This is a genomic window from Streptomyces griseobrunneus, from assembly GCF_046713465.1.
Lineage (GTDB): Bacteria > Actinomycetota > Actinomycetes > Streptomycetales > Streptomycetaceae > Streptomyces > Streptomyces microflavus.
On sequence record NZ_CP177080.1, the window covers coordinates 2654411 to 2667218 of the forward strand.

The following is a 12808-nucleotide window of genomic DNA, read 5'->3' on the forward strand; positions in this document are numbered from 1 at the left end:
ACGCCTCCCTCAGCGCAGCTTGGGGTCGAGGGCGTCGCGGACCGCGTCGCCGAGCATGATGAACGCCAGCACGGTGATGCTGACGAAGCCGGCCGGGAAGAGCAGCGGGTGCAGCGACTCGCGGATCCGCCCCAGGGACTGGTTGATCATGACGCCCCAGGAGATGGTCGGCTCCTGGATGCCGACACCGAGGAAGCTGAGCGTCGCCTCGGCCGAGATGATCACGCCGAGCGAGATGGTCGCCAGCACGATCAGCGGGGTCAGCGCGTTCGGCAGCACGTGGCGGAACATCAGCCGGCCGGTGGAGGCGCCGAGCGAGCGGGCGGCGGTGACGTAGTCGGACTGCTTGGTCTGCATGGCGGTGGACCGCATGATGCGGGCCATGCTCATCCAGCCGAGCACCGTGAGCGCGGTGAGCACGCCCCAGATGCCGCCGATACGGAAGCCGTCGTCGTCGCGGAAGCTGTTGAGGATCACGATGGCGCCGACCAGGAACGGAATACCCATCACGATGTCGATGCCGCGGGAGATGACCGCGTCGATCCACCGGCCGTAGAAGCCGGATATCAGGCCCAGGAGCAGGGCGATGACCGCCGAGCCGAGGGTCGCGAGGACACCGACGGTGATCGAGGTGCGGGCACCGTGGATGGTCCGCGCGTAGACGTCGCAGCCACGGGCGTCGTAACCGAACCAGGCGTCGGCGCTGGGCTTCTGCAACGAGCGTCCGAGCTCGCACAGTTGCGGGTCGGCGCTGGCGAACAGGGTCGGGAACGCCGCCATGACGACCAGCACCAGGATGATGCCGGACGAGACCAGGAAGAGCGGCTTGCGCACGAGGTCGCGCACCGCGTCCTGGAGGAGACTGCGCGGCTTGGCGGCGTCGCGTACGGGAGCGGCCGGAGCTGCCGGTTCGGCCGTGGCCTCGTCGGCGGACCCCGGGGCGACGGAGGTCTTGGTTGCGTCACGCATAGCGAATCCTCGGGTCAAGCACGGCATAGAGCAGGTCCACGACGAGCGCCATCACCACGTAGACGACGACGAGCAGAGTGACGAAGCCGACCAGCGCCGGTCCGTCCTCGATCTGGATCGCCTTGAAGAGGTTGTAGCCGACACCGGGGATGTTGAAGATCCGCTCGGTGACGATGGCTCCGCCCATGAGGGATCCGAGGTCCGCGCCGAGGTAGGTGACCACCGGGATCAGCGAGTTCCTCAGGACGTGGATCCCGGTGATCCGGGACGGGGACAGGCCCTTCGCCTTCGCCGTACGCACGTAGTCCATGCGCAGGTTCTCCGCGACGGAGGCCCGCGCGAGGCGCGCGATGTAGGCGAGCGAGACAGAACCGAGCACCAGGCCGGGCAGAAGGTAGCTGTAGAACCCCTCGTTGGTCCCCGAGACGGGGAAGATGCCGGCCTTGACGCCCAGGAAGATCTGGCTGACCTGCCCGAGGACGAAGATCGGGATGGCGATGACGGTGAGCGTGGAGAGCAGGACAAGGTTGTCCAGGAACTTTCCGCGCCGCATGCCCGCCATGACACCGGCTGCGACACCGATGACCATTTCGAAGGCGAAGGCGATACCGGCGATGCGGAGGGTCTCCGGCCACGCGTCGGCGATCATCTCGCTGATGGGACGGGAGCCACTGAGGCTCGTCCCGAAATCTCCCTGGACCAGACCCGCGAGGTAGTAGCCGTAGCGGATCGGCAGGGGGTCGTCCAAGTGGTACTGCGCGGTCAGCGCAGCTCTGATGCCCTCCGGGACAGGTCGCTCTCCGTACAGGTTCTGTACAGGATCGCCGCCCATGGCGGTGACGAGAGCGAAGACCAGAAAGGTGGTCCCGATGATGACCGGGAGCATCTGGAGCAGCCGTCTTGCGACGTAGCGGCCCATGGTTCCTCCTCGTGGGAACGACGGGGGGCGGATTGGGTCCGCCCCCCGTCGTCAGGCCCTAATGTTCTTGACTGCGTCGTGCGAGACGCAGGTCAGGACTTCTCAACCTTGGTGAGTTCAACCTGGTTGAACAGGTTCATCTCCACGTTCTTCACGTTGGTCGAGTGACCGAAGTTGTTCTTGCCGAAGCGCAGCGGGATGACCGGCATGTCCTTGACGAGAACGTCCTCGGCCTCCTGCCACTTCTTGATGGCCTCGGCCTCGGTCTTGGCCTCGCGGCCCTCCTGGAGGAGGCGGTCGAAGTCCTTGTTGCTGTAGCCGTAGTAGTTCGAGGAACCACCGGTGCTGTACAGCGGGCCCAGGTAGTTCTCCATGGACGGGTAGTCCATGATCCAGCCCATGCGGAACATGCCGGAGAACTTCTTGTTCTCGACCTGCGTCAGCAGCTCGGCGAACTTCGGCACGGCCTGGCTCACGCACTCCAGACCCAGGTTCTTCTTGAGCTGGTCACACGTGGCGTTGATCCACTGCTCGTGACCACCATCGGCGTTGTGACCGATGTTGATCTTGTTGCCCTCGACGCCACCGGCTTCGGTGAAGAGCTTCTTGGCAGCGGCCGGGTCGAACTTGCAGGCCTCGCCACAGGTGTTCTCGCGGTAGCCGCCCACGACCGGGGAGACGAAGGAACGCGCGGAAGCCTGCGAGTCCTGGAAGACGACCTTGATGATCTCGTCGCGGTCGATGGCCATCGAGATGGCCTTGCGGATCCGCGGGTCGCTGTACTTCTTGTCGTACGTCGGGAAGGCCACGAACTGGAAGGTGGAGGCCGTCGACGTCTTGAAGCGCTCACCGAGCTCGCTCGGGGCGGTGCCCATGACCTCGGTCGGGATCTGGTCCACGATGTCGAGGTTGTTGGCGAGCAGGTCGTTGTACGCGGTGTTCTGGTCCTGGAAGATCCGGAACTCGACCGAGTCGACCTTGGGCTTCTCACCCAGCTTGTAGTCCTTGTAGGCCTTGACCTTCACGAACTTGTCGTGGTTCCACTTGCCGTCCATCTGGAACGGACCCTGGCCGATCGGGGCTTCCTCGTACGTCTTGATGTCGGTGAGCGCCGACGCCGGCATCGGGTAGAAGACCGTGTAGCCCAGGACCGACTTGTAGCCGGCGAACGGAGCCTTGAGGGTGATCTCGATGGTCTTGTCGTCGACGGCCTTGAGGCCCGAGAGCTCCTTGGCCTTCGGCTCGGCGGCCTTCTTCGGACCCTCTTCGCCGTCCGGGTCGACGGGGTTCATCTCGTCGTAGCCCGCGATGGTGCCGAAGAAGTAGTTGCCGTCAGCGGCGTTGGGGCCGTAGGCGCCCCAGTTCCAGGCGCCGACGTAGTCCTTGGCGGTGACGGGCTTGCCGTCGTGCCAGGTGGCGTCCTTGAGCTTGACGGTCCAGACCTTGTTGTCCGGGCTCTCGATGGACTCCGCGGCGGCCAGAACCGGCTGGTTCTTCGCGTCGAAGTCGACCAGCGGGGTGAACAGGCCCGACAGGACCTGCGAGCCACCGGACTCGGTGGTCGACTGCGGGACGAGGCGCTTGGGCTCGGCGATGTTCATGCTGAACCCGCCGCCGGCCTTGCTCTTGTCGCCTTCGTCGCTACCGCCACCGCCACAAGCGGTCGCGGCCAGGGCGACGACTATCGCGCACCCAACCATCTTGGAACCACGCATGGGTTCTCCTCCTCAAGAGTCCACTTTTGATCACTGCAAGAGGGGTCCTGGTACGTCGCCGACACCCCTGACGGCGATGAGCAGTAACCCCGAAGTGTGCTCGTGAGTCGGCGCTCCCCACAGCGCGTGACCCATTGACCCGAGCTCAATGGAGCCAACTATTGAGTACGGCCGAGCCGTAAACCACACTTAAAGGGTCTCGGTTTGACAACATCACCGACCCCCGGATGCCCGAAATCCGGACAAAGTGATCCTAGACAGACGACCGCGAAACGGACTGTTAACGCAACTTCCGGAGCACGATGGTCGCTATCCGGACATCGGAGCAGCAGCCGGACGCCCAAAAGGAGTTGCTGCCGGAGCGTGCTCATGCCGGTGACACTTCTCACGAAACAGGGGCGATAAACGACGAACGGCCCGGCCGTCGCGGTGAATCCACGACGGCCGGGCCGCATACGCGTTGACGGGCCGCCAACTTTCGGCCATCCGTTCCGGCGAGGGTTTATCAGCTGTACTGACAGGTCACGCTGGTGACCTGAGTGGTGTACTGCGTCGTCACGTAACGCGCGGCGCCCACCTGGCGCCGGCCGTTGCTGCCGGCGGCCTTGCCCCAGAACTGCTGGTTGTGGGAGTACGTGCCGACGATCGTGCGGTTGGTGCCCGGGCCGCTGCGGATGTTGATGCCGGCCGTGGTGGTCACCTTGTACTTGCACCACTTTTCAGCCGCAGGGGCCTTGGTGGCCGTCATGGCGGCCGGTGCGGCCGCCTGGGCGGTCGCGGCGGTGCCGCCCAGCACGACGGCGGCGGTCAGCGCGGAGGCCGCGACGGTACGGAAGCCGATGGTCATGGCGCGGTTGAAGGACTTGACGGTCATCTCGTGCCCCTACCCCTTGAGCGACATTGGCGTACTGCGTACGTGTCCGGCTCCAGGTCTCCGATAGTCGGAGGTCGATCTCCTGAAGCCGGACACCAGCCAATCGCACAGAGGTTCACTTCGGGGGCTCACGGTCCCGGCCTCGACCGGAACTCCCCATCCGGCAGGGGAGCAGCCCGTTCACGGCCCGGACGCCGTGCGGTGTCACAGCGCCCGGTACAGGGGTACGTCAGCGCTTGGCGCGGGAGGCGGTGCGGCCGCGCTCCTTCTGGTCCAGGACGACCTTGCGGATACGCACGGTCTCCGGGGTCACCTCGATGCACTCGTCGTCGCGGCAGAACTCCAGGGACTGCTCCAGGGAGAGCTTGCGCGCGGGCACCACGTTCTCGGTGGTGTCCGCGGAAGCCGCACGCATGTTGGTGAGCTTCTTCTCCTTGGTGATGTTCACGTCCATGTCGTCGGCGCGCGAGTTCTCGCCGATGATCATGCCCTCGTAGACCTCCGTGGTGGCCTCGGTGAAGATGACACCGCGCTCCTGGAGGTTGACCATCGCGAACGGCGTCACGACGCCCGCGCGGTCCGCGACGAGAGAACCGTTGTGACGGGTGCGCAGATCGCCGAACCAGGGCTCGTGGCCCTCGAACAGGGAGTGCGCGATGCCCGTACCGCGGGTCTGGGTCAGGAACTCCGTACGGAAGCCGATGAGGCCGCGGGACGGGACGATCCACTCCATGCGGACCCAGCCCGAACCGTGGTTCGTCATCGTCTCCATGCGGCCCTTACGGGTCGCCATGAGCTGCGTGATGGCGCCGAGGTGCTCCTCGGGCGAGTCGATGGTCATGCGCTCGATCGGCTCGTGCGTCTTGCCGTCGACCTGCTTGGTGACCACCTGGGGCTTGCCGACCGTCAGCTCGAAGCCCTCGCGGCGCATGGTCTCGATGAGGATGGCCAGGGCGAGCTCACCGCGGCCCTGCACCTCCCAGGCGTCCGGTCGCTCGGTCTCCAGGACACGGAGCGAGACGTTACCGACGAGCTCGCGGTCCAGACGGTCCTTGATCTGTCGGGCGGTGACCTTGTGGCCCTTGCCGCCCTTGCCGACGAGCGGCGAGGTGTTGGCACCGATGGTCATCGAGATGGCCGGCTCGTCGACCGTGATCAGCGGCAGCGCGATCGGGTTCTCGGGGTCGGCCAGGGTCTCGCCGATCATGATGTCCGGGATACCGGCGATGGCACAGATGTCGCCCGGGCCGGCCTTCTCGGCGGGCTTGCGGGTGAGCGCCTCGGTCATCAGCAGCTCGGTGATGCGGACGTTGGACATCGTGCCGTCACGCTTGATCCACGCGACGGTCTGGCCCTTGCGCAGCTCGCCCTGCTCGACACGGCAGAGCGCGATACGGCCGAGGAAGTTGTCGGCGTCCAGGTTGGTGACGTGCGCCTGCAGCGGGGCGTCGTCGTCGTACTCCGGGGCCGGGACGGCGGAGAGGATCGTGTTGAAGAAAGGCTCCAGGTTGGAGCTGTCCTGCGGGGCGGTGCCGTCCTCGGGCTTGGTCAGCGAGGCGACGCCGTCACGGGCGCAGGCGTAGACGATCGGGAACTCGATCTGGTCCTCGTCGGCGTCCAGGTCCAGGAAGAGGTCGTACGTCTCGTCGATGACCTCGGCGATCCGGGAGTCCGGGCGGTCCGTCTTGTTGATGCAGAGGATGACCGGCAGCCGGGCCGTCAGCGCCTTGCGCAGCACGAAGCGGGTCTGCGGGAGCGGGCCCTCGGACGCGTCGACGAGCAGCACGACCGCGTCCACCATCGACAGGCCGCGCTCGACCTCACCACCGAAGTCGGCGTGGCCGGGGGTGTCGATGATGTTGATCGTGATCGGGTCCCCACCCTCCTTGGGGTGGTACTTCACCGCCGTGTTCTTGGCGAGGATCGTGATGCCCTTCTCACGCTCCAGGTCGTTCGAGTCCATCATGCGATCGTCGAGGTGCTCGGCGGCGTGGGCGGCGAACGCTCCGGCCTGCTTGAGCATGGCGTCGACCAGCGTGGTCTTGCCGTGGTCGACGTGGGCGACGATGGCTACGTTACGGATGTCGTGGCGCGTGGGCATGGGTGGCTTGCGCTTCTCTCGGATCGTGGGATCAGGCGTCTCAGTCGGTCTTCGAGTCCTCGTACGCCCGCCGGGCGGCACGCCACGGCTCGTCCCATGGTACGGGCCTTGTGCGTGCCGGGCTTCCCGGGCCGATCCGCGAAAGCGGTCTTCCCGTGTGATTCAGCCGATATTCAGCTCATGTCAAGAAGCGACGGCGGCCGGTGGGAAGCCGCGTGGGGGGAGGGTGTGAGGAGGATCGAACGGCCCGGGTCAGGGCGGATACCACCTTGCCCGCCGTGGTGACGGCGGGCAAGGCTTTTGAGCAGCATCTGAGCTTGCGCAAACCGTTGACCTGCTGGTTCTTCCGCTGACCTGCTACTTCTTCCGGTCTGCGGGGGAACCTGCCGCTTGCCGGTCCGTGAACCCGATGTCCTGGTAACGGGGGGCCGCGAAGCCGAAGGCGCCGACGTTCGAGAGCTTCTTGTCCACCGCGACGAGCTGCGGGCGCTGGAAGAGCGGAATCGATCCGGCGGCAGCCCAGATCCGGGCGTCCGCCTGCTTCATCAGCTCCCGGGAAGCCTTCTCGTCGAGCTCGGCGACCGCCTGGTCGAAGAGCTGGTCGATGTGGTCGGTGCCGACCCGGGTGTAGTTCTGCTCGACGAGGAGCGAACCGTCGGTGGCCGGCTCCGGCTTGGCGTAGATCGGGCGTCCGTCGGTGGCCGGGTAGGCCGTGGCGGGCCAGGAGTAGAGCGCCAGGTCGTAGTCGCCGGAGGCGATGTGGTCCTTGAAGTAGCTCTCGTCGGGGACCTTGGTGATCTCCGTGCCGATCCCGATCTTCTCCAGCATCGCCGCGATCCGGTCGCCGACGCCGCGCAGCGACTGCGATCCGGGCCCGGAGGGGAGCACGAAGCGCAGGGTCAGCGTCTTGCCGTCCTTGCCGAGCGGTCCCTTGACCGAGGCGGGGGCGGGGGCGGCGGTGCCCATGGGGGCGTACGCGCCGGCCGCTCCACCGGGCTGCTTGTCCTGGGCGGCGACCTTGGCGGCAACGCTGTCCCCGCTCACGGCACCGGCCTGGCGGAGCAGGGCGATGCTCTGCGCGGCGGCGTCCCGGGACGGGGCGAGAACGTGGGTGGCGGCGGAGCGCGCGGGTCCGGCGCCCGGCTTGCCGTCCTGGCCGACGATGTAGAGGCCCTCGGCTCGGGAGGCCGCGCTCTCGTCGGAGCCGACGGCGGCCCGGTCGGCCTTCTCGGCGTCCTTGTCGGCCTTCTCCTCGGCCTTCTTCTCCGCCTTCTCCTCGGCCTCGGTCCTGTCGGCCTTCTTCTCGTCCGCCTCGGTCTTGTCGGCCTTCTCCGACTTCTCGGCCGTCTCGGCCGTCTCCGCCCCCTCCTTCTCCTCCTCCGCGCCCTCCTTCTTCTCCTCCGCGTCCTTCTTCTCCGCCTCGCTGCCCGCCTTGGTGTCCTTGGGCTTCTCCGCCGCACCGCCCTGGGTCCAGCCCGCGTCGGCCAGCAGGGCCTGGGCCTCCTTGGTGTTCTGGTCGCCGAGCGCCCCGCTGCCGTCCTTGTATCCGGGCTGTCCGGCGAGGGCCAGGTGGCTGCCGAGCGGCTTCGCCGGGAGGCCCAGCGGCTTCAGTACGGTCTCGGCGAGCTCCTGCCGGTCCAGGGCGCGGGCCACCGCCCGGCGCACCCGGTCGTCCGCGAGCGGCCCGGACTCGCCGTTCAGCGCGAGCTGGGTGTAGGCGGGCTCCAGGGACTTGCGTACGGCGTAGCCACGCAGGGCCTTCTGCTCCGCCCCGTACGCGACGACGGCCTTGCGGTTCGCCTCCCGGGCGGCCTGGGCGATCTCCGCCTGTTTCTCGTCGGACCCGTGCGCCAGGGCCCAGGAGCGCAGGGCGGCGGCGGGGGTGAGGGCGGCTCCGGGGCCATGAGTGAGCGGCTGGCCGTTGGAGCCGTCGCGGAGGGCGAGGGCGATGCGGTTGGCGGTGGCGGCGTCGATGTCGGTGACGTGCACGGTGCCGTCGGCGAGCGCCTTGGTGCGGTCCTTGGGGGCGACCACCCGGAAGACGAGGCTGTCCAGCTTGGCCTTCTCTCCCCACCAGCGGGGGCTGCGGACGAGGGTGACGGTCCCCTTCGCCTTGCTCACGCTCTTCAGCTGGAAGGGGCCCGCGGTGTTCTTCAGGGCGGTGCGCGCACCGTCGTTGAAGGTGTCCGGCGAGCCGGTGATCTCCTTCGGGTAGAGCGGTGAGAAGAGCGAGCGCCAGTCCGCGTACGGCTTGGCGAACGTGACCCTGACCTGGAGGTCGTCGGAGCCGCGCTCGATCTTCTCGATCCGCTCGTAGCCGGCGTTGCGGGCCGTCCAGAAGGCCGAGTCCTTGCCGCTGAGCGCCCGCCACTGGGCGACGAAGTCGGGCGCCCCGATCTCCCGGCCGTCGCTCCAGACCGCCTGCTGGTTGAGCTTGTAGAGCACGACCTGCTTCGGCTCGCGCTCGATGATCTTCGCGGACTCCAGGTAGTCCGGGTTGAGCTTCGGGTGCCCGGCCGCGTCCATCGGGAAGAGCGTGGGCAGCAGGGCCCCGGTGATCTTGGTGGTGGCGCTGTCGGCGTCCGCCTGGAAGGCGTTGAGGGTGGTGGGCATCGCGTCGACGGCCCAGTTCACCGTCGATCCGTCGGCGACCCGGTCGCGGGCGGCGGGGGCGATGTCCTGCGGGACCGCCCGGGAGGTCTCCTCGCTGTCGGAGCTGCAGCCCGCCAGCCCGGGGATCGTGAGCACCCCTGCCGTGAGGAGCGCGAGCGAGCGGCGCTTTCGTACCGTCCCGCGCGGGACGCCGACGTGGGACATGACTGATACCTCCGGGGCCGGCCCGGACCACCCCGTACCGGAATGGGCCGGATAGTGCGTGTTTGGTGGCATTTACAGTTGATCACACTGATTCCTTCCGTCCACTGAAAGCGCCTCCGCGCGGGAGGAGGCGCCGACACGGCCGACGGGAACCGCAAGCTCACCCGCCCGGAGGAACGTTTTGGCACGCCTCCGCCCCCGCCCCGACACCCCGGGCGGACCCGCCTTGCTCCCCCGGCGGCCCAGGATCTAGGGTGAATGCGCTTTCACGAGCCAGAGGGGACGGCAGCAGCCGCCCAGGAGTCAGCAGTCCGCGAGTCCGCCCCGGAGCCGGCACAGGCGCCGGACGGCCGCGCTGCGGAAGAAGAAGCGGACGGACGGTCGGTCGAGTGAGCGCCCCCACGGTGTACGACGTCGCCGAGCGGTCGGGCGTCTCCATTGCCACGGTCTCGCGGGTCTACCGGAACCCCGACTCCGTACGCGCCCAGACCCGCGAACGGGTCCTGGCGGCCGCCCGCGAGCTCGGTTACGTACCCAGCGGCAGCGCCCGGGGCCTGGCCAGCCGCACCACGGGCGTGCTCGGCCTCTGCTTCCCCGACTACGCCGACCCGGACGCCGAGAGTGCCGCCGCGCTCAACGACGCCGACGACGACCAGGCCGTCATGCTCTACTCCGACCAGATCATCCGGGGCATGGAACGGGCGGCGAGGCGCCACGGCTACGCCCTGCTCATCGCCGCCTCGCTGGACGGCGGGCCGGAGAGCCTGGTCGCCAAGGTCGCGGGAAGGGTCGACGGGTTCGCCGTACTGGCTCGGACCGTGCCGACCGAGGACCTGGAGGTGATATCGCGCCGGCTGCCCGTGGTGATGCTCGCCGGGCCGCGCGAGATCGACCACCTCGACCACATCGTGGTCGCCAACGCGGACGGCCAGCGCGCCCTGACCCGCCACCTCGTCGAGGACCACGGGCTGCGCCGCCTCGCCTTCGTCGGCGGCGAGGACGACTCACCGGACGCCCTCGCCCGCTTCCACGGCTTCCGGCAGGCGTGCCGGGAGGCCGGGCTCCCGGTCCCGTCCCGCCCCGACCTGAGCACCGGCACCCTGACGCAGGCCGAGGGCGCGCGGGCGGCGAACACGCTGCTGGACCGGTCGGAGGGGACGGGGGTCGAGCGGCCGGAGGCGATGCTGTTCGTCAACGACCAGATGGCGGTCGGGGCCCTCCAGGCGCTGGAACAGCGCGGGGTACGGGTGCCCGAGGACATCGCGGTGACCGGGTTCGACGGCATCCCGCTCAGCCGGATCGTCCGCCCGCCCCTGACGACGGTCCGGCAGCCGATCCGGCAACTGGGCGAGCAGGCGGTGGAGTTGCTGGTACAGCGGCTGGCCGACCCGGGCCGCGCCCCGGTCTCGCTGGAGCTGCCCGTCTCGGTGACGCGGCGGGCGAGCTGCGGCTGCGGCTGAGGAGGAGGGGAAGCGCATGGACGAGCACGCCGATCAGGAGCGTACGAGCCCCGCCACGGAGGCGCGGATCCGCGACAGCTTCGGCCGCCAGGGGCTGATGCGCCACCTCGGCGCCCGTATCACCGAGGTCGCGCCGGGCAGCGTCCACATCGTGCTGCCGAGCCGGCCCGAGGTGACCCAGCAGCACGGTTACGTCCACGCCGGCGCCACCAGCGCCATCGCGGACAGCGCGGGCGGCTATGCGGCCCTGACGCTGTTCACCGAGGACAGCGAGGTCCTCACGGTGGAGTACAAGATCAACCTCCTCGCGCCCGCCGCCGGCGACCATCTGGAAGCCGTGGGTACGGTCATCAAGTCCGGGCGCACGCTGACCGTGTGCGGGCTGGAGGTCTTCGGCGTCCAGGGGGACGGCAGGCGGAAGCTCGTGGCCAACGGGCAGCAGACACTGATCCGCGTGGACGCCCCGAAGCCGGCCTGACCGGCAGGCCCTGACCCGCCCCATGAGGCCCGGCCTGACCGCCACGTCCTGACCGGCCCCATGAGCCCGGCCTGACCGGCACGTCCTGACCCGCCCCATGAGGCCCGGCCTCACCGCCCCGGCCCTGATCCGGAGTAGCCCCCCCTCACCCGGAAGCCGTCAGCCGCTCCCCGAAGAACCGCGTCCGGTTCGCGTCCAGCTCCGCCGCCTCGGCCGTCATCCCCCGGTACGGGAAGTGCCCCGCGCTCAGCACCTGGAGCTCGCGCTCCCCGGCCAGCGCGTTGTATACGGCGAACTGCCCCGGCGGCGGCACCGACGGGTCGAACAGCGCCGCCGCGACCAGCGTCGGCAGCTCCAGCCGGGTGGCCGCCGTCGCCGCGTCGAAGTAGCGCAGTACGTCGGCGGCTTCGGGGTGCTCGCGGTGGTACGCCCGCACCGCCTCACCGCTGCCGGCGCAGGGCAGGGTCAGTCGGAGCGGGTGGTTGCCGAAGGTGGGGACGGTGAGCTGGGCGGCGCCGAAGCGGTCGTCCCAGGGCAGCGCGAGGGCCCCGAGCCCGCCGCCGAAGCTCTCCCCCAGGTAGCCGAGACGGGGACCACCGGAGTGACCCGCCCCCGCCAGCTCCGGGACAACTGCCGTGAGGGCCGAGGCGGCGCACCAGAGGTCGGCCACGCAGTCCCCGATGACGTACGACTCGCGGGAGCCGATCCCGTACAGGACATGCTCGGCGGCCAGGTCCGGGATGGAGTCGGCCCGGCCCCGCTCCCCCATCCCCCGTACGCAGGGCAGGATCGCGGCGGACCCGGGCAGCGGCGGCAGGTCCCGGCCCGGTTCCTGGCGGCCGCCGTACCCGTGGCCGACGACGAATCCGTACCGCACCGGCCCCTCGGCGGGCCGCGCGAGCCAGCCGCCGAGCCGGACGCCGCCCACGGAGGTGTACGTGATGCCGTGGATCCGTACGCCCTCGCGCTCCTCCTCCACCGGTCCGAGTACCGGCTGCGTGTCGACCGCGCGGGCTCGTGCGTACCGGTCGCGCCAGAACACCTCGAAGTCCGCGGGGGCGGGAGGGGCGGGGATGCGGAGCAGCTGCTCGGGGGCGGTGTAGCCGTAGGCCGGGTCGAACGGGAAGTCGTGGGCGAAGGCGACGGGTGAGGCCATGCGGCGAGGGTAGGCGCCGGTGGTCGCCGGGATCCGACGGGGGTGGACGCCGATTCGTCGCCGGGATCCGACGGGGGTGGACGCCGATTCGTCGCCGGGATCCGGCGAGGGTGGACGCCGGGCCGCCGCCGCGGCCCGACGGGCCGGGGGCGACGAATCGGTCACATCACCTGTTGTTCCACAAACGGCGTGATTACGGTGCGGGAGTGAGGCGCCCAGGTGTCCACCGCGTTGCACGAGTGTGACCCAGCACCCTCTTGCGGATTCCGGAACGCCTGGCGCAGAGTGATGTATGCGCTTACAGGCAGCGCATACATCG

General features: G+C 69.1%; 9 protein-coding genes. 2 read left to right on the forward strand and 7 right to left on the reverse strand.

Features of this window, described 5'->3' with window-relative positions; genetic code table 11:
• Positions 1-9: 9 nt before the first annotated feature.
• From ACK8N7_RS11615 to ACK8N7_RS11640, 6 genes are all read right to left on the reverse strand, one after another.
• The gene (locus ACK8N7_RS11615) at positions 10-969 is read right to left on the reverse strand and encodes an ABC transporter permease (protein WP_403209404.1); all 960 of its coding nucleotides are present in this window, start codon (positions 967-969) and stop codon (positions 10-12) included.
• A complete protein-coding gene (locus tag ACK8N7_RS11620; RefSeq protein ID WP_015611132.1) occupies positions 962-1888 on the reverse strand; it encodes an ABC transporter permease in 927 nt (308 codons plus the stop codon). The genes ACK8N7_RS11615 and ACK8N7_RS11620 overlap by 8 nt, the downstream gene beginning before the upstream one ends.
• A gap of 92 nt (positions 1889-1980) precedes the next feature.
• On the reverse strand, positions 1981-3603 hold the full coding sequence (locus tag ACK8N7_RS11625; RefSeq protein ID WP_403209402.1) for a peptide ABC transporter substrate-binding protein: 1623 nt from the start codon (positions 3601-3603) through the stop codon (positions 1981-1983).
• 505 nt (positions 3604-4108) lie between these two features.
• Positions 4109-4477 (reverse strand): SH3 domain-containing protein, encoded by a 369-nt coding sequence (locus ACK8N7_RS11630; RefSeq protein ID WP_403209400.1) that lies wholly within the window; start codon positions 4475-4477, stop codon positions 4109-4111.
• A 229-nt stretch (positions 4478-4706) separates the two neighbouring features.
• A complete protein-coding gene (gene typA / locus ACK8N7_RS11635; protein ID WP_403209398.1) occupies positions 4707-6578 on the reverse strand; it encodes a translational GTPase TypA in 1872 nt (623 codons plus the stop codon).
• Positions 6579-6935: 357 nt separating this feature from the next.
• A complete protein-coding gene (locus ACK8N7_RS11640) occupies positions 6936-9395 on the reverse strand; it encodes an ABC transporter family substrate-binding protein (RefSeq protein WP_500442156.1) in 2460 nt (819 codons plus the stop codon).
• Between the two features lie 389 nt (positions 9396-9784).
• Between ACK8N7_RS11640 and ACK8N7_RS11645 the strand changes: the two genes are divergently transcribed.
• Both ACK8N7_RS11645 and ACK8N7_RS11650 read left to right on the forward strand, forming a co-directional pair.
• Positions 9785-10855 (forward strand): LacI family DNA-binding transcriptional regulator, encoded by a 1071-nt coding sequence (locus tag ACK8N7_RS11645; RefSeq protein ID WP_403209394.1) that lies wholly within the window; start codon positions 9785-9787, stop codon positions 10853-10855.
• Between the two features lie 16 nt (positions 10856-10871).
• Positions 10872-11333, forward strand: a complete 462-nt coding sequence (locus tag ACK8N7_RS11650; protein ID WP_500442158.1) for a PaaI family thioesterase — start codon at positions 10872-10874, stop codon at positions 11331-11333.
• Positions 11334-11478: 145 nt separating this feature from the next.
• On the opposite strand, the gene ACK8N7_RS11655 is transcribed toward ACK8N7_RS11650, so the two are convergent.
• A complete protein-coding gene (locus ACK8N7_RS11655; RefSeq protein WP_500442159.1) occupies positions 11479-12489 on the reverse strand; it encodes an acetylxylan esterase in 1011 nt (336 codons plus the stop codon).
• Between the last annotated feature and the right edge of the window lie 319 nt (positions 12490-12808).